This is a genomic window from Candidatus Desulfofervidus auxilii (assembly GCF_001577525.1).
GTDB lineage: Bacteria > Desulfobacterota > Desulfofervidia > Desulfofervidales > Desulfofervidaceae > Desulfofervidus > Desulfofervidus auxilii.
The window spans coordinates 2404980-2429658 of the sequence record NZ_CP013015.1 but is presented as its reverse complement, the minus strand read 5'-3'; the positions used below and the strand labels follow the sequence as shown (position 1 = coordinate 2429658).

Genomic DNA, 24679 nt, shown 5'->3' with positions numbered 1-24679 from the left:
TTATAAGGGGGCCAAAATGGATACAGCAGTGAAAAAGCCTATAAAGTTCACATACGAAGATTATCTTCACTTTCCCGAGGACAAGAGGTATGAGATTATTGATGGGGAGGTTCATATGGTTCCATCGCCAGTGCCACACCATCAAATGGTTTTAGGAAATTTATATTTAAGATTGTGTGAATTTGTTGACAAAAAAGGCATAGGAGAGGTTTATCTTGCCCCTTTAGATGTAGTCCTTTCAGAGATAGATGTAGTTCAGCCAGATATTATGTTTATCTCCAAAGAAAGACTAAATATTATAACAGAGAAAAATATTCAGGGTGCACCTGACCTTATTGTTGAGATTATCTCACCTACTTCTGAATATAGAGATAGGGTCATAAAGAGAAAGCTTTATAGCAAATATGAAGTAAAGGAGTATTGGTTAGTAGACCTTGAGAAGAAAGAGATTGAAGTTATGAGTTTAAAAGAAAGTGGTCTTGAGACAGTAAAAATTTATAAAAAAACAGATATCTTAGAATCTTTAGTCCTTAAAGGGATAAAAATAAAATTAGATGAAATATTTTAGAATAGTAATTTAGGAAGTTAAAATGAGCTGATTAACAAATACATATCTTGCTTTGGAAAAAGCCAAATCTACCGTGAGGTAGAGACGGAAAGCCACGGAACTTAAAAAACGGCAGATGGTGGCTAGTGATTGATGAAAATAACTAATTGCTGATTGCTATTTATTATTTTTAAGTTAGCCGGGTTGCCAAAAAAAGCGGAAACATTGGTGACCTGGTTTTTTTATTCTATTTAAAGTGAGATAGTTTATTGGCTGCTTTACAGAGATTCAGAAACAAGGTAGTCAGCTTTTTTATAAAGAAATTTTTATAAAAAGGAGTACAGCTTATGAAGTTGACGAAAGCCATTTGGTTTAAGAATTTATGCCTTTTAGTCGCTTTTCTACTTTTCTATCAAACTATATTACCCACGGCACATTACCTGCCTATGTCTGAGATTTCCTTGGAGTTTGGGCCGGCCGCGGCTTACGCACAAGAGCCAGAGGACGATCTACTCAGGCCTACTCCTGATGCTGATACAACAGATCCTTATGTGCTGGATAAGGCTGCAGAGCTGGGTCATGATCCCACACGGATCTTTCAGTTTGTCCGCGATGAGATTGGTTACGAATCTTATAAAGGATCCCTGCGAGGTGCCCGGGGCACTCTGTGGACCAAAGCGGGTAATGCACTGGATCAAGCTAGTTTATTAGTTGCACTCCTCCGTACATCCGGTATACCAGCACGGTATGTACATGGTACGCTTGATACAGCCCAGGCCCAGCAATTGATCCTCTCGATGTTTCCGCCGATACTGCGAGTTGTAGGGTGTGTGCCAGCAGATGCCGAACGGGCTGATCCAGCCAATGATCCCCGTCTTCTTGAAGAGACGAAAGAGCACTACTGGGTGGAATTTGATGATGGCAGTGGTTTCAGAGCTGCAGACCCGACATTCACGGGAGCAGAGATTGGCAACACATTTGCAACTGCTGAAAGTAGGTTTGCCGAGGTGCCGGATAATTTGCGGCACAAGGTAACTGTACGGCTCAAAGCAGAGCTTAGGAGCAGTTTCCCTAACATACCCCTTGAGATCAAGACTCCTCTAAATGTAACCTTTAATACCGTGGAGCTAGTTGGGCGGCCGTTGTCAATCGGTCACTTCGTGAACTCTTTCTCTCCCCCTTCTCTGGTCTTTGGAACAGTCACTCATACGTATTCTCCTTATATCCTCATCGGACAGATCGACGGTGACATCTCGGATGATTCTATCATCCGTGGTGAGGACTATCAGGAATACTTGACCAATTTCCCGATGGGAAGCCAGTTCTTGACTGGGTTGTTCCTGGAGATCGACGTAATCACCCCAGGCAGAGGGACAGAGACATACGAAAGGACATTGATTGACCGGATCGGATTTGTCAATCGCCAAAACGGGAGTCCTATAGAGCTGAGCATGACATCCGGCCAACAACCCGCCATTAGTCCTTTTGATACAGTAACCATCAGTGTGGAATCTGGCCTGTCCAATCCAGAGGCTCTCTGTGTGCTATTGAATGAAGGCCAAGACCTCCAGAATTATGCTGCAGATCTGTTTGAACTCCTTCAAGAGGCCGACCCTGAGTCCTTAGACGCAACAGAGCAGGAACTCTTGGACAGAATGCTTGAGGTAGACCAAAATATTATGAGGATCTTAACCCAGCTATCTGCCCTGATATTTACGAACCTGTCACATATTGTCGTCCAGCAAATGACAACCATAGGCCTTGTCAAGTCATACCTTGACACCCCTCGGATCATAGTGGCCTCCAACAGGGCCACTAACGTGGACGATAGAGTGTCGCTCCAGTTGTCCATAGACCTTTGCAAAGACAATATAAGAGCGGTGCCTTCTACCGGACAGGTCAAGGATATGTTGTCTCGCTTTTATCTTGTAATAGGGCTACTGGAAAGCACGGTTGAGAGTGAGGTTGTGGAGATATTGGATGTCCATGATGAGGATTTTTATACAGAACCTTATAGCATAGCAAGGGTGTTTGAGGCTGCTGAGAACCAAGGGGCTTACCTAGTCACGCTTGGTAAGGAAAATGCAAGTCTTGTCAATATGCTTAATCTCTCAGAGGAAGCAAGAATCCGTATCCAGCAGGCAATCTCCCAAGGAAAGCTTATAGTCGTCCCTCAGGGCAATGTTCAGGTGGGCGAGATGCAAACCGTGAGCTGGTTTGAATACGATCCTGATACAGGTGTTATCAAGGATGTTGCAGAAAATGGAGAACACACGGCGCTGACAGAATGGACCCATTTTGCAGAGGTGGCATGTGAGACAGCAAAGCTCTTAAAGCAGGCAACTAGCGTTACATATACGATCTTAGAAAGAGTGCCTCATATCATGAATCTCGTTGCTGAGCTTTCCATGGACGAAACTGCTTTTAAACAAGAGATCTCTACTATAGCCAACACCATGTTGAAAAGGGTATTGGAAGCATTGGAGGCCGCATTAGATAAGGATGCGAAGAAACGCTATGCTGCATTGGTTGCACTGCCAGACTTGATGCTGGCATGCAATCTTACCGGTTCACTTTTCCAGGTCTTACACCTTGTGGATCCTCCTGCAAATGGCATCATGTTTGGCATTCCAGGTGACCTGCCCCCTGTAACCCCAGGGGAGCAGCCTGGCGTCAATGTGCAAATTGTTCAGGATGAACTGCTGAGCGTGCAATTGGACGGTGTGGACATCCCTTCCACCTTCAGGGTTCAGATACAGAACACTGGCCCCACTGAAGACACCTTTTCTGTGGCCATATCACAAGAACCCCCTGGATTTACCACCTGCCTCAGCTTATCGGAAGTAACCGTGCCGCCAGGGGAGACAGCAGAGGTTGGCATTTCACTTTATCCGCTCGAAGGAATTGATCCTCCTGGAAGCTTTTTTTCCTTTGCCATCAACGTCACAAGTACTACCGATCCAACTATCACAAAAGTGGCAAATGCACAATTTGTAATGCCAGAGCTGGACCAGATCACAATAGCCACTGATTTGCCCTTCACCAGCGCAACTCCTGGCAGTTCGTTGCCACTTACTCTTACCCTGACTTCAGTAGGCAACGTACCTTCTGATGGTATTGCCTTAGAAGTAGATACCTCTGCAGGTTTGGTGCTCAGCGGCCTTACAAGCCCCCTCTCACTCGGTATAGGCCAATCCATTTCGCAGGATCTCACTCTCGATATAAGCGAGACTGCTCCATTGAACTCACTGCTCTGGGCAACTATCAGAGCCACATTTGCCACCTCTTCCGGCCAAACAAAGACAGTAAGTACACGGGTTTGTATCCAGGTGGTTGCCCCCGCAGCCCAATCTGCTGCAGATGCTGCGCTCGCCGCTGGACAGGCAGGAAGGCCGCAACTGGGAAGCACCCTCAACGAACTAGGAATGGTGATGACCGAGCTTGGCCAAGAGATGGGCAACGAATATTTTCAAGGCAGGACCGTGGCCTTACTTAAGAGTCTCATTGAACAACTAAATGGTCCTGCCCTGGCTCCTTATAAAGACGATTTCACTGCATTGAGAGATGACATTGCTGATGCAACCACACCAGAAGAGATTCAAGATGCCCTGAATAATCTGAGCAACTTATTTTTAAGCCTTGTTAATATCCTGTCAACAGTAGAAGCATATCCATTTGAAGTAGCCCTTTCCCCGAACAGTGCAGTGGCGTTACCTGAAACTCCCACCCGCTTTGACATATACATCCGCAATACAGGGAGCCAGACTACAACTTACAACCTCAGCATGTCAACGATGCCGCCAAATGTAACATGCGAGCTGAATCGCACGTCTGTATCGCTTGCCCCTGGCGAATCCATACCAAGTACTGATGGGCCCAATGCCTATGTAACCATTACACAGGCTGAAGAGGAATTACAGGCCTTTGACTTTTCGGTCACTGTTTCTATTGCGGATAGGCCTGATATTGCCCGTACAGCCCATGGAGCTTTTACGGTTAGACAGGAATTGGTCGAAGTCGTTGAGGTTAAGGCGGACCCCACCTTTGCATCCCCTGGTGATCAGGTACACATCTTGGCGCGCATACTTAATGCCGTCAACAAAAATCGTCTCGTTCGGGTATCTTACGTGGTTAAGAACCCAATGGGTGCGATTATCTTTACCTCTGTGCCAGAAGAAGTAGAACTTACTGCACTTTCATCCTTGGACACCGTAGATCTTGGTATTCTCGACACTACAGATTTTGAATCTGGAAGCCATACTCTGGAAGTTACCGTTGCTGATCTGGATGGCCAACCCATACCTGGTGCAGTAGGTCAAGGGAGCCTGCTCATCGGTTTACCAATAACAGCTGAAATGGCAGTGACTCCCGAGGCCGTGCCACCTTGCCAGGAGACAGTTACTACCACTTTAGATATTAGTAGCTTGGTCGATTTTTCGGATCAGCAATTTGTCCTTCTAGACCAAGTAGATACGGATGGCATCGCTGCCAGCGTGGCTATCAAAGACAACTTGGCTTATGTCTGTGGCTCGGAAAATATTGCTATCATCGACATCAGCGATCCTACGGACGCCCAGATTGTCAACACCTTTGCCGATAACTTGATCAATATTAGTGGTGTGTTCAAATCTTTTTGTCGCATTATAGACAATCATCTTGTTGTGATGTGGCAACAACAATTTGGCTCGGATCCCTTTCAGATCCTTGTTTATGATTTAGCCGACCCACTCCAGCCCACCCTCATTACCAATACAAGCGCAAACTTTCATTTTCTTGGAGATCTCTTTTTTAATGGAAATACAGGCTTTGTGACAATGAGGGGGGTTTATTTCTGGCTTTGGGTAATTCTTACTGACCAAGTTGGCGACTTCCTCTCGTTTGATTTTAATGACATGGAGAATCCTCGTTTTCTTGATGCTCTCTTCGGTACTCGAGTAGATCCGGATACTGGACAATTAGAGATGGGAAGTGGAGACTTCAATGTATGGCAGGCCGCCGCAGTCAACGACAATATCATCCTGGTCGCTACTACTACATCTGAGGGCAGCAATCCATCCGGGTATGGACGTATCTTGGTCGTGGATACGTCGAATCCCGCAAGTCTCGAGATTCTTAAGGAAGTGCAGATACCAAACACAGTACATGCCACCGGTATAGGCATTCAAGGGAATCTGGCCCTTGTGGTGGGTAATACCGGCGGCTGGTCAGGGCGCATACTTCCTCCCCTCTATCCTCTTTGGCGTTTATCAGGTAATGTAACCCTGACAGCACTTGACATTACAGATCCATTAAACCCGGTTGTCATAGGAACAATTGAAACAAATGGGAGAGCAGGCATAGATAACACAGATACGACAGTTGACACCCGCAGCGATACTACTGTCACCCCCATGGGGGACGGCTTTTTTGCAGTGAGCGGAATCGCTCTTGATGATGAACCGGTCTTGATGGTGGTAGATGCAACCGATCCCCAGAACTTGAGTTTTATCACTTTAGCCGTTCCAGGAATAATAGAGGAAGTTAACATCCAGGACAATCTGCTCTTCGTGCCAAGCAGCGCCGGATTGAGTATTTATGACCTAAGTGGAATGATCGGCGCAAGAGTGACAGCACAAGTAATAATTCCCAAAGGTAACGGCTTGGAGCTGGTGCCAGGTTCCTTTAATATCGAACCTGTAGAAATCATTTCAGGTGACGAATTTGATACCCTGGTATGGGAATTTTTACTTGGTGCGGAAGGCACTAGCAAAACCCTTACGTGGCAATCCACTGTGAATAACATGCAGCCAGGTGAAGCTAGAGACATAACGTTGGGGGCCACGATTGATTTTACGATGCCTTCTGGTGATTCTGGACAGATTGAGTTGCCAGCAATGGAAGTACTCAGTGAGCAGATCCTCACCCTGGATCCACACACCCAGACCGTGCTGCCAGGTGGAAACGCAGAATATACACTGACAGTCAAAAATCCCACCGAGTCAGCGCTAACGTATAACCTATCCGTTCAGGGGGTGCCCCAGGATTGGGTGGATATTGTTCCCTCTGTAGCTGTCCCTGCCTATGGTACAGGAGAAATTGTACTGACTCTTCGATCGGATCCCTCTGCCATTGAGAGTGAAAATGGATTTGTGGTTACTGCAAGAGCAGATACATGTCCCACTGGTTTTGTGCATGGTTCGCTAATCCTTGAAGGTTCATTCCTGGGAGAAGACGTAGAGAGTGTCACCCGAGGAGTTGTGCTTAGTATAACCCCCAGTCAAGCTACCGCTGGGCAAGCTACCTCAGCCGAATATGTGGTACGCATAACCAATACAGGAAGCATGACGGACAACTTCTCGCTTTCGGTAGCCTCGCCAGCGGGCTTTAGCAGCAGTCTTGACCAACAAGTTGTAGAGGTGCCGCCTGGCATAAATAACTTCCGTGAAGTCCTCTTAACTGTATCACCACCGCAGGGTGCCCCGCCTGGCATCCAGGTCTTTACAGTGACAGCCGTATCTACGACTGATACCTCAGTGTCTGGCCAAGGCAGTGGAATGGTGACAGTGGTCCAAAATGGGGTAAACGTTGTCCTAAATCCCGCTTCAGGTGTAGCTGGAAGCACCTTCCAGCTAACTGTTATTAACACTGGCCAAGTAGAAGATACCTTTGATCTCACGCTAGGCGGCCCGGCCGGTGTGATTTCAACCCTCGAAACTGAGTCGGTTACGCTTGCCCCTGGCACGTCACAGGAAGTAACTATAACGATAGGCGCGATTGATTTCGCCTTTCCCGGGGCTTTGGATCTTGTTGCGATCGCTACCTCCCGTGGGAACACAGCAATTACGGACAGCGCTACGGCTCACGTGATCATAGAGGCCACCCAGGGAATAGGAGTTAGCTTTGACCCCGCCGTAGTGGAACTTGCCGCACCTGGTAGTGCTGCCTTTCTCCTCACAGTCCATAATACCGGCAACACAGAGGATGCCTACACTGCTGAGGTTACAGAAATCAGTGGACCAGTCACGGCAAATTTCGATGGGCTGTATGGTCAGGCGACACAGACGATATCTACCTTCAGGCTACCAGGACTCGCGACAGGCATAATTCTACTGAATGCTAGTCTGGATGCCTATGGTGAAGGAACTGTCACCGTGGGTGTAACCTCACTAAGTAATCCATTAGTTCATGCTTCCGCAACTGCACTATTAAGGGCAGGAGAAGCGCCACCTCCAAACTGTCCACCGGTAGCCAATGCCGGTCCAGATCAGAATATGAAAACTGGCACAGGAGTAACGCTTGATGCAAGCAACTCTTTTGATCCGGATGGGGATATAATTACCTTTGAGTGGAGTCTAGAGAGTAAGCCGCCAAATAGCACTCTGGCAGACCTAGATATCTGGGGGAGGACTACCCCAAATCCATCCATTACCCCGGATATGGATGGCATTTATGTCTTCAAACTGGTAGTAAGTGACGGGCGGTTGGAAAGTGAGCCTGACTATGTGGAAATCAGGGCCACCATACCGAATGTTCCTCCCAATGCCTATGCTGGAGAAGATCAAACTGCATATATTGGGAACGGGGTAACCTTGAATGGCAGAGGGAGTAACGACCCGGATGATGGTCCCGGATTCTTAGCCTATCTCTGGACATTCAAAGAACTACCAGCTAAAAGTACCTTGGAAGACGGTGACATTATTGATGCCGATCAAGTTCAGGCCAACTTTATCCCCGACGCTGTGGGGACCTATGTGCTCAATCTTAGAGTATATGACGGGGAAGACAGCGATGACGATGAAATGGTTGTCACTGCCTCTTATCGCAATGTGCCACCTAACGCCAATGCAGGAGAAGACAAGAATATAAGCCTGGGTGATGAAGTTGTTCTAGATGGTACATCCAGCAATGATCCAGATGATGGACCGGAAGAACTCTCATTCATCTGGACCTTTGTCTTCTTGCCCGATGAGAGTATCTTAACCAATGGCGATATTATCGACGCTGATACGGTAACCCCCAGATTCAGGCCGGATGTAGCAGGCACCTATATCTTGCGACTAGAGGTGTTCGACGGTGAAAAGAAAGATTTTGATAATGTGATGATTAGCGTTAGCAGCGCTCCCACTTGTCTATTATGCGACCTCGATTGCGACAGCGATGTAGACCGTGATGATATAGACATTATACTCACTTACAGAAACCAACCATCTACTGAATGCCCAGATTGTGATATTGATGGAGATGGAACAATCACAGTGCTTGATGCCAGGAAATGTGTATTAAGGTGCACTAGGCCAAGGTGTGCGACGGAGTAGACGTTAAAAACGTATAAACGTTAGAACGTGCGAACGTAAAAAGAAGTAGGGTCAGGTCTTCACTGCCTTAATGCTTTTTAGAGTTTTTTAAAATTCTTCCTCATTAGGTATAAGTTAGGGATAAGCCCTATATCTTCAATAAAAATCTTTGGTGTTTTATATTCTTTAAATTTCTTAAAATCTTTATCAAAAGAAACTAAAAAATATGCTTGCACTTCTTTAATCACTCTTTCACTAATAACTGCCTCAATTTTTCCTTCATTTAATAACTCTATTATTTTCCTTGAATTGGATTTTGGAAATTCAAAGGCGTAAATGAAACATTAGTGTCTAAGAAAATTCTAAGTTTCATTTTCAATTGCTTCTAAATCCTTCATCAGTTGTTCAGGCGTAATTTTTCTTCTCTTATAGTTCTCTATTTCTTTCCAAATTTCTTCTGGTTTTAATAATCCCAAATCCATAGCATATTTAATAACTGCTGTCCTAACTGCTTCATCTTTATTGGAAAAAAATCCCATTTGAATCATCATCTCTAGGACTTTTTCCTCCATTTGTGGAAGGTTAAATTTTAAGAGCTCCATCTCTAATCTCCTAACTTTTATTTATCTCCAAATTTCACTTAAATTTGACTATGAGACGCCAGTTTTTAAAAAAGTAACATATCTCTTAGAGATTGTCAAAAAATATAATGTATACTTCTGTAGCCGGTGTTATTGAGATTATAGAGCATATAGAATCTCAATTATCCAACCTAAAAAGGCTCTAAAGGAGACTAAGCCCATTGTGAAGGAGTAGACGTTAAAAACGTGTAAACGTTAGAACGTGTGAACGTAAAAAGAATACGAATTTTGTGGTATCTTGCTAGTGATGATATTTCATGATAACTTATGTTTAGTCTTCCAAGATTTATAAGGGGGCCAAAATGGATACAGCAGTGAAAAAGCCTATAAAGTTCACATACGAAGATTATCTTCACTTTCCCGAGGACAAGAGGTATGAGATTATTGATGGGGAGGTTCATATGGTTCCATCGCCAGTGCCACACCATCAAATGGTTTTAGGAAATTTATATTTAAGATTGTGTGAATTTGTTGACAAAAAAGGCATAGGAGAGGTTTATCTTGCCCCTTTAGATGTAGTCCTTTCAGAGATAGATGTAGTTCAGCCAGATATTATGTTTATCTCCAAAGAAAGACTAAATATTATAACAGAGAAAAATATTCAGGGTGCACCTGACCTTATTGTTGAGATTATCTCACCTACTTCTGAATATAGAGATAGGGTCATAAAGAGAAAGCTTTATAGCAAATATGAAGTAAAGGAGTATTGGTTAGTAGACCTTGAGAAGAAAGAGATTGAAGTCATGGCGTTAGGAGAAAGTGGTCTTGAGACAGTAAAAATTTATAAAAAAACAGATATCTTAGAATCTTTAGTCCTTAAAGGGATAAAAATAAAATTGAATGATATCTTTTAGAATAGATGGTTGGTGTCCGACGGAGTAAATTAAAAATAATGTGTTATTAAAAAATTCCCTTAGGTTTTATGGTATCCCACCTCTGACATTGAGGACACCACCAGGAAAGCTTAGTTGCTTCATACCCACACTGGCTACATTGATAGCTCTTTTGAGGCAGCAAGTTTTGAGAGATTTGAGTTAAAAGAGAGATGGCTTTTTGAACCTCCCCTTTTTCTAAAAAAATTTGACTCAATAACTGGCGTGCCCCTACGGAGGTAGGTGCTTTCTGTAACACCTCATTCACAAATGCCTCTGCCTTCTCCAAGTTTTTTCCTCCTAAATAATATTTACTGATAAAAAGAGCAGAATAAATGTCACGTTCTCTCTTTTTCTCTAAATTCTGAATAAATTTTCTAAAAACTCTTTCTTCTTTTATCTCAGAAATAATTTTTTCCAACCGAGAATAGACCAAAAAGCTGTATTCTGGAGAGATTTTTATAACCTCCTCCCATATACTAAGGGCCTTCTTTATATTTTTTTGTTCAAAGTATAAATCACCTAAATGAAGATAGGCATCAATGCATTTTTTGTTAATTTTTATGGCCTTTTTAAAGGCATCTTCTGCCCTTCTTTTATCTTCCATTTGCAATTTTTTCCCTATTTCTGTCTGGAAGTGGGCAAGCATAATACTATGATCCTCTCCTGTAATTTTATCTAGGCGTTGAATAACTGTATAGGCAGCAGCCCAATCCTTTAAAACTTGATAAACATTCGCCAGCTCTAAATATGCCTCTTTTTTCTGGGGGTTTCTTCGTATCACTTCTTTAAAGACATCAATAGCCCTATCAAATAGACCTGCCTTTTTATAATCTAAAGCCAAATCATATAAGGCCTGAAGCCTAATAGCCTCATCTAACCGAGGACGGGTAATAATACTTTGATGAATACTAATAGCGCGTTCAATTTCTCCTTTATCTCTAAAAAGGCTGGCTAAGGCAAAGTAGGTTTCTACTGTTTCTGTATCTAATCTAACTGCCTTCATAAAGGCTTCAATAGCCCTATCAGATTCTTTAGAGAGAAGATAGCGAAATCCGGTAAGAAAGGCAATTTTACTCTCTTTTGCCTCCTGAATGTCTTTAGGAGAAAAGCGTCTACCGAAAAAGAAACCAATTATTAGAGTAATCAAAAGAAGGGGAAAAATCCAAACAGGCCACTCCATTTATGTGCCTTCTACCTTTTCTCCTGTTAAAGGAAGGTTACGCAAGGAATCTAGTTCCTCTTTAAGTCTTTTTATTTCTTTATCTTTGCTCTTTAATTCCCTTCTTTTTTTAAGCCATCCCTTAAAAGTATAAAACATACCAAAAATACTGCCTAAAAAGAAAGATAAAATCAAAAGAATATAAAATTTCAAGGGAATAGAGATAAAATGAATGAAATATAAATTAAACTCAAATTGAGCTGTTTGATTAAAAAATTCCAGGTTTTGGATAATAAAAATTATACCTAATCCGAAAAATATTATTAGTAAAATAGCTTTCAACCATCGCATTTAGCTCTCCTCCTTTTTTAGTTTATCAAAATATGGTTTAAGCCGTTTATAAGTGGCCTTGAGGTGTTCAGGAATCACCCGGATTTCTCCTAATACGGTCATATAACTGGTATCACCATTCCAACGAGGAACAATATGAAAATGTAAATGTTCCGCCATCCCAGCCCCAGCAGTTTCACCTATATTAAGTCCTACATTGAATCCGTCAGGATGCATTTCTCTTTTGAGAAATTTTAAACAAGCTCTAATTTTGAGCATCAAATCTGTTAGTTCCTCAATCCTTAAATCGTCTAGACAAGGAACATGCCGTAGAGGAGAAACCAAAAGATGACCATTATTGTAAGGATATTTGTTCATCATGACCATGGTAAGATTACCTTTAAATAAGATAAGATTTTCTTCGTCTGTGCCCTGACGAGCATCTGGACAAAAAATACAACCTGATTCTTTTTCTCCTAGAATATATTCCATCCGCCATGGAGCCCATAAATGTTCCATCTTTCCCTCTCTTTTATATTTTAACTAAATCAATTTGACCCCATATAGCTAAGTGCTCATTCAAAATAATGAGCAGTCCCATTATATCCTTTATTTTTTGAGCTAATTTAATTCCTGTCTGAATGTCCTCTTTTTTATTTATTAAATTCCCAATAGCCGTAGCCGCAGCATCTGCTAGAGCAGCATCTTTGGCTACCACAGTTACAGCATCTGCCTTACCATAGCTAAATGAATGGCCAATTTTACCAGAAGAAGTGCAAATAGCGATAGGGCTAGAATCAGGTTTAATTCTTATCCCAATTCGTCCACTCAGAGGCGATTGACCAGCAAATATGCTTATATGCATAGGAGTTTTATTTTTTAGAAATATATCCCCCCCATTTTCTACCACGACTTCTTCTGAATATAATAACAGTTCCTCACCCACTGCTTGGGCAATGGCTCCGGCTACCGCAGCCATCGGCCCTACACCTGTATTTTGAGATGCTTTAAGCATTCTTTGCACTATTTTAGGGGCAAAGGGGTCTAAAGGCAAGGGGAAAAGGGCTTTTTTAAAAATGGGATGGAAGTAAATATATTTTTCTAATTGAGCACGATATTTAAAAACAGCTTCCTTTGTTTCAGAAATAAGCACTCTTTGGGCCTTAATCCATAAATCTGTCTCTTTTACTGTGACCGAAAAGCTGGTTAAATGTCTTACCTGGCACCAATGGCGATAAAAACGGGTGGAATAAACAGCCTCTTTATTTTTATAAAATGGTCTCATTTTATTTCTACGGCTTGATACCCCAGTAATTCATTAACACTACGAACAAACTCTTGACTAGGATTAACATAGAGATAATAAGGCAAGGCTACTAAGGTTTCCTGAGGGAAGATTTCTAAATATACTGAGCATTTTCCCTTATGTTTTTTCAAAATATCTTTAAGAGTCAAAAGCTGATTTGAGTCTATCTCTCCTTCTTTTAAGACAATTTTTATCTTCTTATCTTGGATTTTTTTTGGTTTTCTCAACTTTTCTTTGGCCTCAGCTAGAAAATATACCTTTTCGGCAATCACTTTGGTAGTATTTTCATCTTTACTTATATGTCCCGAAATAAATAAAGGTTGCTCTTGTCTAAAATAATCTCTTGCCTCCCGGTAAACATTGCTAAATACTACTACCTCTACTTTCCCTCTTATATCCTCTAAAGTAGCAAAGGCCATCCGTTCGCCTTTTTTAGAGTTGATTTCCTTTAAGGCAATAATTATTCCTCCTAACATCACTGGTGTATGGTCAGCTAAATCTTTGATTTCCTCTGTATTGGTATTGCTCAATTCCTTTAAAGTCTCTTCATAACTATGTAATGGATGTCCTGTAAGATAAAAACCTAGAGCCTCCTTTTCATAATTAAGCCTCATCTCTTCAGTCCATTCATCCATAGTAGGCAAGGAGATGTCTGAAACATCTGTTTCTGCTAAATCGAATAGAGTTAATTGATTTTCTCTTAACCCTCGTTGCTTACGGTGCGCCTTTTCCATTGTCTTTTGCAGAATAAACATTAATTGTGAACGTTTAGTGTTTAAACAATCAAAGGCACCTGCCTTAATCAGACTCTCAATCACCCGTTTATTTACCTTATGGGCATCCACCCGCTCACAGAAATCAGCTAAAGAGCTAAAAGGTTTCTTTGCTCTAGCCTTTAAAATATAAGGCACTGCCGCTGTCCCTACATTCTTAATGGCGGCCAGGCTAAACCGAATTTTATTATCTTCCACTACAAAGTCTATCTCACTGCGATTTATGTCCGGAGGTAAAATTTCTATTTTTTTCTCTCTACACTCATTGACATATTTCACTATTTCATCCTGAGATGTCATTTCACAAGTTAACAAGGCAGCCATGAACTCCAGTGGATAGTGGGCCTTTAAATAAGCAGTGCGATAAGCGATCAAGGCATAGGCCGTGCTGTGAGACTTATTAAAACCATATCCAGCAAACTTCTCTATTAAATTGAAAATATGCTCTGCTTTTTCTCTAGAAATACCATTTTTTACAGCGCCTTCTATAAACAGTTTTTTCTCCTGTGCCATGATTTCTGGTTTTTTCTTTCCCATAGCCTTACGTAGATTATCAGCCTGTCCTGATGTATAACCTGCGAGTGTCACGGCAATTTGCATTACTTGTTCTTGATAAAGAATAACCCCATAAGTTTCTTTCAAAATAGGTTCAAGTTGGGGTAAATCATACTTTATGGATACTTTACGGTGTTTGCGTTTAATAAAATCCTCTACCATCCCACTTTCCAACGGTCCAGGACGATAAAGGGCAATCAAGGCAATCAAATCTTCAAAACAATTAGGTTTAAGCCTTCTCAAAAGCTCCTTCATACCGGAGCTTTCTAACTGAAATACACCAGTAGTATCACCATTAGAAAGGAGTTTATAGGTAGGTTTATCTTTTAAAGAAATATGGTTTAAATCAAATTCATTCCCAGTATGCTTTTTGATCAAAGAGAGGGTCTTATTAATCACCGTCAGGGTCTTCAATCCCAAAAAATCAAATTTAATTAATCCAACTCGCTCTACTCCTTTCATGTCAAACTGGGTAATCACTTCACCTTTGGTGCCACGGGATAAAGGTAAATAATGCACTAAAGGCTTATCAGAGATAACTACCCCTGCAGCATGGGTAGAAGCATGTCGGGGCAAACCTTCTAACCGTTGGGCAACTTCTAGTAGTTTCCTCACTCTTTTGTCTTGCTTGGCTTGTTCTTGCAATCTAGGTTCAGTCTTTATGGCATCTGTTAAGGTAATATTTAAAAAAGGAGGAATAAGTTTAGCAATTCTATCTACTTCCTGATAAGGCATATTTAGGGCACGACCTACATCTCGCACTACTGCACGTGCTTGCATCTTACCAAAGGTAATAATTTGGGCTACATGCTCTTTACCTCCATATTTGCGAGAAATATATTTTAATACTTCATCCCGTCTTTCCATACAAATATCGGTATCTATATCAGGTAAGCTCTTTCTTTCAGGGTTTAAAAATCTCTCAAAGAGTAAATTATAAGGAAGTGGGTCTATTTCAGTGATATCTAGGGCATAGGCTACCAAACTCCCTGCAGCAGAACCTCGACCAGGACCAACTAAAATCCCCCTTTTTTTGGCCTGTTTGATGATATCTGCTACAATCAAAAAATATCCCGCAAAACCCATTTGGGTAATTACTTTTAACTCATAGTTTAATCTTTCCCAATAGGCCTTTTGCTTGGTATCATTCAAGCCCAGAATAGATAATTTTTGCTTTAATCCCTTTTCAGCGCTTTTCATAAGATAACTATTTACTGTTTCCCCTTCAGGGAGAGGAAAGACAGGAAAATGATAGTTGTCAAGTTCAAATTTAATATTACACCTTTCTTTGATTTCCAAGGTATTTTTAATGGCCTCTGGTATCTCGGAAAAGGTGGTTATCATTTCTTGAGGTGATTTAAAATAAAACTGGTCTGTGCTAAAACGCATTCTATTTTGGTCATTTATATTTTTTCCTGTTTGAATACAAAGAAGAATATCATGAGCTGAAGCATCTTCTTTTTGTAAATAATGACAATCATTGGTAGCTACTACAGGTAATCCCATTTTTTTGCCTAATTTAATCAATTCTTTATTGGCAATTTCTTGCTCTGGCAAACCATTTGCCTGTAATTCTAAGTAAAAGTTTCCTTTACCAAATATATCTATATAGGTTTGAGCTGCATTTTGGGCATCTTCATAACGATTTTGAAGAATAAGACTAGGCACTTCTCCTTGCAGACAAGCACTCAGGGCAATAAGTCCTTCATGATATTGAGCAAGTAAATTTTTATCCAGCCGAGGCTTATAATAAAAACCTTCTAGGTGGGAAATACTTACTAATTTTAATAAATTGTGGTAACCAATCTCATCTTCCGCTAAAAGGAGAAGATGATTCAGCTTTTCTTTCTTAGTTTTTTGTTTATGGTCCTGAGCAAGATAAACCTCACATCCTATTATAGGTTTTATCCCATTATCTAAAGCCATTTCATAAAAATCAATTACTCCAAATAAATTTCCATGGTCAGTCATAGCTACGGCTGGCATATTATATTCTTTCACTTTAGCCATTAAATCCGGCAAGCGAATAGCCCCATCTAGAAGACTATATTGAGTATGAACATGGAGATGAACAAATTGGTTCATTTTAAATCCTCTTCTGAGTATGCTAATTTTTAAAACTTTCTAATAAAGTTTGCAAGGAGAAAATGGGTTTTATAAACGAAAGAATCTTTATCTTAAAATTTGCTGCTACAACTTATAAAGAATCAGAAACTAATAATACCCTCACACTACCCTCAAATACAAATGATTTTTAAAAATGAGATATATCGGTAGAATTATATGGTGCTGTTCGTTTCTGAATAAAATCCAATATATCCCCTTTATGTAAGCTTTTTAAACATTCCTTTTCCTATACATTTGCCATATCGCTCTTTAGCTACCTTAGTTTATATATTGTAAAAAACCAATAGTAAACATATTTCATCTGTGACTGTTTCACAAAGAAAAGAACCGCTTATTTTATAATGAACATCACATTTTTTGCAAATATTCCTGCCCACCTTTTTAGCGGCTTCATAAATCTCGCTTCGGGATATATCTCTTGATGGGTTTGAAGAATCCCAAAAAGAAATACAACACATTGAAATAACACTACTTGGGTTATACACTGGTTTAAAACTCCTCCAATCTAGGTCTGAATATTTTTTCAAGTCATCCACAATTTTATTTATTTTGGTGCCAGGAGAATTTATGTCTACCCAATTTATCTGTTTAAGTTCAACATAATGAAATTTTGTGTTACGGTATTCTGTTTTGCATTTTTTAACATCAACTTGTTTAAATATCTGCCAGTTCTCTTTGTCTGCAAATTTAAAGAGAAATGGGTTCTCTGCTATAATTACATCAGTTTTTCTTGGTTCCTTACCCTCGATGGGATATTCCATTGTGATATCGCAAACTTTCTCCTTCGTTCCACTCTCATCATATATCATCTCCTTAAAATTATCATCAAATACACCAGGGAGTGCAATGTCACTCATAGACAACACAAGTTCACACTGAAGCCATTTTTCAAAATGCTTGCCCATGTATATGAGGTATTTCAAATCTTTACTTTTGCTCTTCAACCTGTCAGAAAATTTCTGAAGAAGCACTTCCGGAGTTACTATCTTACTCATACATTAACTGCAAACAATAAGAATTGATTCCTAAATATACACTTTATGCAAATGAGGGATATCTAGTATTAATGATGTAAGGAGATTTTCCCCATAGCTGCTAAAATTAATAAAATACCAAGAATTAGGGCAAAAATCCAGTAAAAGTAAGGCCTCTCCTTCTTTATTACCATTCCCAAAAACGCTCCCCATACTCCAACCACTGCTGAGAGACAGCAAATGCCAATACCCAACATCGCTATGGCATCGCTATATGAGAGTTGGTGAAGATACCAATGCCCATGGAGGGATTCTCTGCCTGCAGCTTCTTGCCAGATAACAGTAGCACTTTTACCTGACAAAAGTCCTGAGATTACAGTTTCAGCATCAAAAAAGTGCTTCCCTCCAAAAAAATACAGTACCATCCCAACAATTCCAATCAGCATCCCTATAAGGGTTATCCAGTAAGCACATTCTCCGTAAATTACACCTGATAATAATGGTTTTGGTCCTTTTTCTTCAGGCATTGTTTCCTCCTATATTTCTATGGCCACATTTGTATAGCTTTCATTAACAATCTAACTCCGGCACCAATCATAACTATTATAATAAGCCACCTAATGAATCCTGCCTTAATCATAAGCATAATCCTCGCCCCTATAAGTGTCCCCACTATTAAACCTATCATACAAGGCACACCAAATAGGGGAAACATTCCTCCACCCATAATATATGGCCACACTGCGGCTGTATCACCTATTCCAATCATCACTTTACTACAAGTAGCTGCAACCTTTAACGGAGCAAGCATTACCAAATTAAATACAGGAACCATGGCCCATCCTGCACCTAAACCAAAAAGTCCTGAGATTAGACCCACACCGCAAAACAAAATCCCTCCTATATGTGCCCTGGCAAGTTTATAATTGATCACTTTCCCAAGTGATTCTTCCCAGTAGCCCATAGCCAGAGCCAATCTTTCGGTAAAGCTATCAACCTCTTTAACATCGGGATATTCTACCCTTTTTCCAAAAAAGATAAATAAAGATGCTATACCAAGGACTATTACACCTAACGCTCCTCTTACAAAAGCCTCTCCTTTTATCCCCATAGTAGCCTTTATATATCCTGCCAAAAGTGCACCAATACAGGCGCATACTGCATAAGGAACTGCTCCATAAAATAATAATCTTACATTAGCAATCCCTCTTCTTAAGAAAGGCCTAGCTGCCACTAATGCGCCTGCCATAGCTATAAATATTCCTGTAGTTCTAATAATATAACTGTCTACAGGGGTAAATCCCATCATAATTGGCGTAAATACCACACCACCACCTACACCGGCCAGCACCGCAAAAATGCCCATCACCGTGGTAGCCAATAAAAATACCATAAAAAATGTCAATGGGCTCATTCCCATAGCCTCTCCCGGGGCTGCTTGTACTGTTGCTATGCTTGCAGTAATCACCAAAATGAGTATAAACAAAAATACTATCCATTTCCATCTAAAAAGCCTTCTGTGCTTCCCCATCCCATTTCTCCTTTTCATTATTAAGTAAATACAACCTAGTGAAACATTTCTGAAACAGAAACTCTAATAACATACAAGATTTGAGATGTCAAGTTAAAAATGCAATCTAAAATCCAGCACCGAATCTTTTGTCCTTAGATCAAGAAATATTTTTTTATTATGCATGTTTTAAAATAAACCGGATTCACATTAACCAAACAAGATGTTTTGGGGTTAGAAGGGGAATTTCGGAGCAGATTTTTGTTGACAAATAACTTTTTAGGGTTTAATAATAGTTTATAAGATAATTAAGGAGGTTAAGATGGGGCAGGCAGAGGTGCAGCCACAAGATTTATATGAAGTCTTTCAGGAAAGGGCATATGCTATAGTTGATGGAGAAAAGATAAGGCAGTGCCTCCAATGTGGCACATGTAGTGCTTCTTGTCCATTTGGTGAAGGTATGGACTATAATACAAGAAAGATGATTGCCGCCATGAGGGGTGGAGATTTTGATGAAATTTTAAGCGGGCATGGAATATGGCTTTGCACCTCATGCTATACCTGTACTGTGAGATGTCCAGCAAAAATTCCTTTAACAGATGTTATGATTCCTGTCTTAAGAGAAACAGCCATGCTTTATGAAAAGGGAGTTCCGTCTGAACTTCAGAAGGCACTTGAAAATGTAGCCAGATATGGAAATCCCTTTGGAGAATCTCCCAGGAAGAGGATTAATTGGGTTAAGGAAGCAGGAGTTCCATTAAAAATTTTGCAAAAGGATAAAAAACCCGTAAACGTCCTTTTAATTCCTGAGTGTTTTTGTGCTTATCATCAGAGGGCAAAAAATCTTATCATTTCTCTGGCTAAAATACTTCATAAACTAAATGTAGATTTTGGTATTATTGGTCCTGATGAAAAATGCATTGGTGATTCAAAGAGATTAGCAGGAGAATTTGGCTTGTTTGAAATGCTAGTTGAACATAATGCCAAACAACTTAAGAAATACAACTTTGATATAATAGTTACTCCTGATCCTCATGCCTATAATGCCCTTATTAATGAATATCCAAAATTTGGCTATAGGTATAAAGTGTTGCATCATACGCAATATCTTTCTCAAAGATTGGCTGATTTAGAAGCTCTTTTTCAAAATGAATTTCCTTATAAGGTAACTTATCATGACCCCTGTTATTTAGGCAGGAGAAATAAGGTCTTTGATGCTCCTAGGGAGATTTTAAAGTCTATAAATGGTCTGAAATTAATAGAAATGCCAAGAACAAAAGAAGATGCCTTATGTTGTGGTGGTGGCGGTGGTGGGGTATGGCTTGATAGCTTTAGCAAGGAATACATAAAGGAAAGACCGGCTGAAAAAAGAGTGAAAGAGGCAGTGGCCACAGGGGCAGAAGTGCTTGCTGTGGCTTGCCCCATAGATATTACCATGTTTGAGGATGCAGTTAAGGTGCTTAATCTAGAAGGAAAAATAAGGGTAATGGATATTTCAGAAATTTTATTAGAAGCCATAGGAGGTTAAGATGAAAATAATTGTCCCTATAAAAATGGTCCCAGATCTTGTGGAAGAGTTGGAGATAGATGAGAGTGGTAAGCGGCTTGATACCTCTTTTTTGAGATTTACTATTAATGAGGCAGATGACCATGCTATTGAAGAGGCTGTTATCTTAAAAGAAAAATATGGTGGTGAAGTAACAGTCATCGCTCCTGATATAGGGGAAGTAGACGATGTCTTATATGCTGCTGCGGCAAAAGGAGTAGATAGACTTATTAAAATTATGGGGGATTTTGAAGAACTGGATTCCCATCTTTATGCCTCTATTTTGACTGAGATGATTAAGGATATGCAATATGATTTGATCCTCACAGGCTGTGAAGCGATAACTGACCTGGATGGTCAGACAGGCATCTTTTTGGCTACAAATCTCAGTCTTCCATACATTGGTCTTGTCTCCAAATATAAAAAAGAAGATGGCAGCCTTTGTGTAAATAAAGAATTTCCTGGTGGTGTCTATGGTGAGTATAAGGTTGAACTCCCTGCGGTACTAGGAGTGATGACCGCCGAGAAACCGCCTCGGTATGTACCTGTGGCCAAGATTCGGGCGGCTATGAAGTCGGCTCAAATAGAAGAAATAGATGCCCCTGAAATTAAAGTAGAAACGGGTATAGAGATAGAAAAGATGTATATGCCAGAAGTGGGTAAAGGAGCTGAAATGATAGAAGGAGAACCAGAAGAAGTAGCAAAGAAGATTGCTGAAGCCCTTCAAAACAAGGGCCTTCTATAAAAGGAGGAGAAAATGAAGATATTTGTTTTTCCTGAAGTTTATCAAGGAGAGGTGAAAGAGATCTCATTTGAAATTTTGGGGTTGGCTCAGGAAATAAAAGAAAAAACTGGTGGTGATTTGCATGTATTGCTTGCTGGGAAGGGTGTAAAAGAATTTGTCCCTCAGTTTGGTTTGGCAGATAAGATATTGCTCTTAGATAATGAAAAATTAGAAGGGGTTTCTCCTTTTATTTATCAAAATATCCTGTTTCAAGTGTTAAAAGATAGAGCACCTGAGCTTATTTTATTTGGTCACACCAGCATAGGCATGGATTTAGCAGGCTTTGTTGCCTTAAAGTTAAATTTTCCCATGGTGGCCTTCTGCAAGAATGTAAAAGCAGAAAACGGCCATTTAATGGCTACTTCTCTTATATGTGGTGGGAAAATTCTGGCAGATGTTAAAATCAAGGATAATAAAGGGGTGTGTCTCGTTTTGCCAGGTTCTTATCCTGCAGAAAAGGGGAAAGTAGAAGGGACAAAAGAGGTGGAAGAGCTTTCTCTATCAGAAATAGAGGAAAAAATCAAATTTGAAAGATTTATCATTCCTGAGGTAGAAGATATTGATATTACAAAGGAAAATATCCTTGTCGCTGTAGGCAGAGGGATTCAAAATCAGGAAAACCTGGAAGTAGTAGAAGAACTTGCTCAGGCACTGGGAGGTGCTTTAGCGGCGTCAAGGCCTGTGGTTGATCAAGGCTGGTTACCTTTAACCAGGGTCGTAGGAAGGTCAGGTAAGTCTGTCAAGCCCAAGCTTTATCTCAGCCTCGGCATTTCAGGCGCTCCAGAGCATGTAGAAGGCATGAAAGATGCGGGTTTAATCATTGCTATAAATACAGACCCCAATGCCCCTATCTTCCAAACTGCTCATTATGGTGTGGTAGGGGATATTTTTGATATAGTGCCTGCCTTGGTGGAAGAAATAAAAGCTAGAAAATGATTAAAAAGATTTTTATTTTATCCCTGGTTTTAATCTTTCCTTCTATGTTGAAGGCAGAGAATAATACCTGTCTGACTTGTCATTTAGGAGTTGACGCCACACCTGTACTCGCCTTTCAAAAGAGTATTCATAAAAAAGCAGGAGTATATTGCCAAGACTGTCACGGTGGAAATCCTGAGATAAATGATGAGACCTCAATGGATGAACAGTTTGGTTTTATCGGCGTGCCTGAAAAAGACGACTTAATCATTATCTGTGGAAAGTGTCATGCCAAGACAGGAAAATACGTGTTTACCGAAAGCTCACCTAACTGCATTGAATGTCATTCTGCCCATTTTACAAAGAGGGCGGGTATTTTTATGGTAGGAGGCAGTATTTATTTTATCGCCTTTACTATTGTCTCCCTTGCTGCTTTCTTTACAGGATTTTTTATAAAATATGCCAAGTATAAAAAAGGAAGAAAAATAGAGATTAAAACTCTTTTTAAAAAAGGAGTTTTTAAGGCAATAAAAGAGACATTAACAAATGCAAGTATTTTTTCAAATGATACTTATGCAGGCATATTTCACTTATTTATTTTCTGGGGTTTTCTGCTCCTTTTTATAGGAAATCTCATTGTTTGGTTTGATAAGCTCCTTTTTCAATATTTTTTCCCCAATGCCCAATTTCTTTATAATTGGTTCTACCGTGTATTTTCATATTTTACTGATTTAGCGGCCTTAATTGTAATAGTGGGCATTCTTCTAGTCATGGTGAGAAGGATATTTATAAAACCAAAGAGACTGAATTATAAAATTATAGGAAATCTATCTTTAACAAAGCTTTTGGTTGAGGATTGGCTTTTTGTAATATTCATATTTATTTTGGCCCTTGGTGGCATTTTCCTTGAAGGTTTCAGGATTTTATTGCATTGTACCTCCCTTAAAACCCATTCCTTTACAGGATTAGGAACAGCTTATTTCTTGAAGGCTTTGGGTGTATCAAGTTCTGCCTCTGAACAAATTTATAAACCTTTTTGGTGGTTTCATGTCATTTCTGCCTTTTTATTTATTGGCTATATTCCCTTTTCAAAGGCAAGACATATTATTTTAGACTTCTTTTCCATTGCCCTTCATGATGAACAGGCCGGGCGGGTATTGCCCCCTGCCTTAGAGGGGGAATCTGCAGGGTATACTACCTGGAAAGATTTAACCCAAAAGGAGCTCCTCCAGTTGGATGCCTGCACAAAATGTGGAAGATGTTATGAAGTTTGTCCAGCGGCTATGGGAGGATTTCCCTTATCTCCAAGAATGTTTATTTTAAACCTAAGGGAAGCAGTGAATCAGCAAAAGGAGGATAAACTTGCAGGCGAAATTATTAGCAAGGATACTTTATGGTCTTGTATGACCTGTTTTGCCTGTATGGAAAGGTGTCCTATAAAAATAGAACACATTCCTATTATGGTCAATTTAAGAAGGTATTTAGTAGAGCAAGGAGAAGTAGATGAGCGGCTTCAGGATGCCTTAATGAGTTTAGTTAAAAGAGGAAATTCCCTTAAACAATCAGATAGAATGAGGGCAAAGTGGACCAAAGGACTTGATTTCAAAATAAAAGATGCCAGAAAAGAAGAAGTAGAATATCTCTGGTTTGTGGGAGATTTTGCCTCTTATGATCCCATTATAAGTGAAAATACAAAAAAATTTGCCCGAGTTTTAAACAAAGCAGGAATAGATTTTGGGATACTTTATGATGGGGAGAGAAACAGCGGGAATGATGTAAGGAGAGTGGGGGAAGAAGGGCTTTTTGAAATGCTTGTTTCAAAGAATATAAAGGTTTTAGAAAAGGCCAAATTTAAAAAGATTGTTACCACAGACCCCCATACTTATCATACATTGAAAAATGAATATCCAGAGTTTGGAGCCAAATATGAAGTTTATCATTATACAGAAATCCTTGAGAAACTTTTAAAAGAAGGAAAACTTCAAATAAAAAACAAGTTAAATTACTGTGTTACCTATCACGATCCTTGCTATCTAGGTAGATATAATGGCATTTATGAACCTCCAAGAAATGTTTTAAAAATGCTTGGGGTGAGGTTTATAGAGATGCCTAAAAACAGGAATTTGAGCCTTTGTTGTGGTGCAGGTGGAGGTAAGATATGGATGGAGGAAGTAAAGGTTGAGGGAGAAAGACCAGCCGAATGCCGAGTAAAAGAAGCTACTGCTACAGGTGCAGAAATCCTTATCATAACTTGTCCCAAAGATCTATCTATGTTTAGCGATGCTGTAAAAATTACAGGCTTAGAGAACAAATTAAGGATCAAAGATATTATCGAACTAGTTGAAGAAGCCATAGAATAAAGGA

16 protein-coding genes and 1 riboswitch are annotated in these 24679 nt (G+C 40.2%); of the genes, 7 read left to right on the top strand and 9 right to left on the bottom strand.

Annotated features, from left to right (window positions below; translation table 11 throughout):
- Positions 1 to 16 precede the first annotated feature (16 nt).
- Positions 17 to 568 carry a Uma2 family endonuclease gene (locus HS1_RS12100; RefSeq protein WP_066065966.1) on the top strand — a complete coding sequence of 184 codons (552 nt, stop codon included), beginning with the start codon at positions 17 to 19 and terminating at the stop codon, positions 566 to 568.
- A 51-nt stretch (positions 569 to 619) separates the two neighbouring features.
- Positions 620 to 759: riboswitch (cyclic di-GMP riboswitch) on the top strand.
- Between the two features lie 135 nt (positions 760 to 894).
- On the top strand, positions 895 to 8841 hold the full coding sequence (locus HS1_RS12095) for a PKD domain-containing protein (protein ID WP_066065964.1): 7947 nt from the start codon (positions 895 to 897) through the stop codon (positions 8839 to 8841).
- 341 nt (positions 8842 to 9182) lie between these two features.
- Here HS1_RS12095 and HS1_RS12090 read toward each other — a convergent pair whose 3' ends face one another.
- On the bottom strand, positions 9183 to 9422 hold the full coding sequence (locus HS1_RS12090) for a hypothetical protein (protein ID WP_066065962.1): 240 nt from the start codon (positions 9420 to 9422) through the stop codon (positions 9183 to 9185).
- A gap of 341 nt (positions 9423 to 9763) precedes the next feature.
- Here HS1_RS12090 and HS1_RS12085 point away from each other — a divergent pair, with 341 nt between their 5' ends.
- The gene (locus tag HS1_RS12085) at positions 9764 to 10315 is read left to right on the top strand and encodes a Uma2 family endonuclease (protein WP_066065959.1); all 552 of its coding nucleotides are present in this window, start codon (positions 9764 to 9766) and stop codon (positions 10313 to 10315) included.
- A gap of 46 nt (positions 10316 to 10361) precedes the next feature.
- Here the strand turns inward: HS1_RS12085 and HS1_RS12080 are convergent, their stop codons facing one another.
- From HS1_RS12080 to HS1_RS12045, 8 genes are all read right to left on the bottom strand, one after another.
- Positions 10362 to 11516 carry a tetratricopeptide repeat protein gene (locus HS1_RS12080; RefSeq protein ID WP_066065957.1) on the bottom strand — a complete coding sequence of 385 codons (1155 nt, stop codon included), beginning with the start codon at positions 11514 to 11516 and terminating at the stop codon, positions 10362 to 10364.
- Complete coding sequence (locus HS1_RS12075) at positions 11517 to 11846, bottom strand: LapA family protein (RefSeq protein ID WP_066065954.1); 330 nt, start codon at positions 11844 to 11846, stop codon at positions 11517 to 11519.
- Positions 11847 to 12344 (bottom strand): HIT family protein, encoded by a 498-nt coding sequence (locus HS1_RS12070; protein WP_066065951.1) that lies wholly within the window; start codon positions 12342 to 12344, stop codon positions 11847 to 11849.
- A 13-nt stretch (positions 12345 to 12357) separates the two neighbouring features.
- Positions 12358 to 13110: a UPF0280 family protein gene (locus tag HS1_RS12065; protein ID WP_066065947.1), complete on the bottom strand. Its 753-nt coding sequence runs from the start codon at positions 13108 to 13110 to the stop codon at positions 12358 to 12360.
- On the bottom strand, positions 13107 to 16544 hold the full coding sequence (locus HS1_RS12060) for a DNA polymerase III subunit alpha (protein WP_066065944.1): 3438 nt from the start codon (positions 16542 to 16544) through the stop codon (positions 13107 to 13109). The genes HS1_RS12065 and HS1_RS12060 overlap by 4 nt, the downstream gene beginning before the upstream one ends.
- Positions 16545 to 16849: 305 nt before the next feature.
- A complete protein-coding gene (locus tag HS1_RS12055) occupies positions 16850 to 17581 on the bottom strand; it encodes a hypothetical protein (RefSeq protein ID WP_066065941.1) in 732 nt (243 codons plus the stop codon).
- Between the two features lie 68 nt (positions 17582 to 17649).
- Positions 17650 to 18087: a hypothetical protein gene (locus HS1_RS12050; RefSeq protein WP_066065936.1), complete on the bottom strand. Its 438-nt coding sequence runs from the start codon at positions 18085 to 18087 to the stop codon at positions 17650 to 17652.
- A 17-nt stretch (positions 18088 to 18104) separates the two neighbouring features.
- Entirely contained in the window at positions 18105 to 19091 is a 987-nt protein-coding gene (locus HS1_RS12045; protein WP_066065933.1) for a sulfite exporter TauE/SafE family protein, read from the bottom strand.
- Between the two features lie 301 nt (positions 19092 to 19392).
- Between HS1_RS12045 and HS1_RS12040 the strand changes: the two genes are divergently transcribed.
- From HS1_RS12040 to HS1_RS12025, 4 genes are read left to right on the top strand one after another with little or no spacing between them, the layout of a single operon-like run.
- Positions 19393 to 20598: a (Fe-S)-binding protein gene (locus tag HS1_RS12040; protein WP_066065930.1), complete on the top strand. Its 1206-nt coding sequence runs from the start codon at positions 19393 to 19395 to the stop codon at positions 20596 to 20598.
- Between the two features lies 1 nt (position 20599).
- Positions 20600 to 21361, top strand: a complete 762-nt coding sequence (locus HS1_RS12035; protein ID WP_066065928.1) for an electron transfer flavoprotein subunit beta/FixA family protein — start codon at positions 20600 to 20602, stop codon at positions 21359 to 21361.
- A 12-nt stretch (positions 21362 to 21373) separates the two neighbouring features.
- Entirely contained in the window at positions 21374 to 22336 is a 963-nt protein-coding gene (locus tag HS1_RS12030; protein WP_066065925.1) for an electron transfer flavoprotein subunit alpha/FixB family protein, read from the top strand.
- A complete protein-coding gene (locus tag HS1_RS12025; protein WP_066065922.1) occupies positions 22333 to 24675 on the top strand; it encodes a heterodisulfide reductase-related iron-sulfur binding cluster in 2343 nt (780 codons plus the stop codon). The genes HS1_RS12030 and HS1_RS12025 overlap by 4 nt, the downstream gene beginning before the upstream one ends.
- Positions 24676 to 24679: the final 4 nt, after the last annotated feature.

What these genes read in the sequence shown, in the direction of transcription:
- HS1_RS12065 (WP_066065947.1), bottom strand. Translation starts at nt 13,110, where the DNA reads ATGAGACCATTTTATAAAAATAAAGAGGCTGTTTATTCCACCCGTTTT.
- HS1_RS12075 (WP_066065954.1), bottom strand. Translation starts at nt 11,846, where the DNA reads ATGCGATGGTTGAAAGCTATTTTACTAATAATATTTTTCGGATTAGGT.
- HS1_RS12070 (WP_066065951.1), bottom strand. Translation starts at nt 12,344, where the DNA reads ATGGAACATTTATGGGCTCCATGGCGGATGGAATATATTCTAGGAGAA.
- HS1_RS12085 (WP_066065959.1), top strand. Translation starts at nt 9,764, where the DNA reads ATGGATACAGCAGTGAAAAAGCCTATAAAGTTCACATACGAAGATTAT.
- HS1_RS12035 (WP_066065928.1), top strand. Translation starts at nt 20,600, where the DNA reads ATGAAAATAATTGTCCCTATAAAAATGGTCCCAGATCTTGTGGAAGAG.
- HS1_RS12055 (WP_066065941.1), bottom strand. Translation starts at nt 17,581, where the DNA reads ATGAGTAAGATAGTAACTCCGGAAGTGCTTCTTCAGAAATTTTCTGAC.
- HS1_RS12080 (WP_066065957.1), bottom strand. Translation starts at nt 11,516, where the DNA reads ATGGAGTGGCCTGTTTGGATTTTTCCCCTTCTTTTGATTACTCTAATA.
- HS1_RS12060 (WP_066065944.1), bottom strand. Translation starts at nt 16,544, where the DNA reads ATGAACCAATTTGTTCATCTCCATGTTCATACTCAATATAGTCTTCTA.
- HS1_RS12090 (WP_066065962.1), bottom strand. Translation starts at nt 9,422, where the DNA reads ATGGAGCTCTTAAAATTTAACCTTCCACAAATGGAGGAAAAAGTCCTA.
- HS1_RS12095 (WP_066065964.1), top strand. Translation starts at nt 895, where the DNA reads ATGAAGTTGACGAAAGCCATTTGGTTTAAGAATTTATGCCTTTTAGTC.
- HS1_RS12030 (WP_066065925.1), top strand. Translation starts at nt 21,374, where the DNA reads ATGAAGATATTTGTTTTTCCTGAAGTTTATCAAGGAGAGGTGAAAGAG.
- HS1_RS12040 (WP_066065930.1), top strand. Translation starts at nt 19,393, where the DNA reads ATGGGGCAGGCAGAGGTGCAGCCACAAGATTTATATGAAGTCTTTCAG.
- HS1_RS12100 (WP_066065966.1), top strand. Translation starts at nt 17, where the DNA reads ATGGATACAGCAGTGAAAAAGCCTATAAAGTTCACATACGAAGATTAT.
- HS1_RS12050 (WP_066065936.1), bottom strand. Translation starts at nt 18,087, where the DNA reads ATGCCTGAAGAAAAAGGACCAAAACCATTATTATCAGGTGTAATTTAC.
- HS1_RS12025 (WP_066065922.1), top strand. Translation starts at nt 22,333, where the DNA reads ATGATTAAAAAGATTTTTATTTTATCCCTGGTTTTAATCTTTCCTTCT.
- HS1_RS12045 (WP_066065933.1), bottom strand. Translation starts at nt 19,091, where the DNA reads ATGGGGAAGCACAGAAGGCTTTTTAGATGGAAATGGATAGTATTTTTG.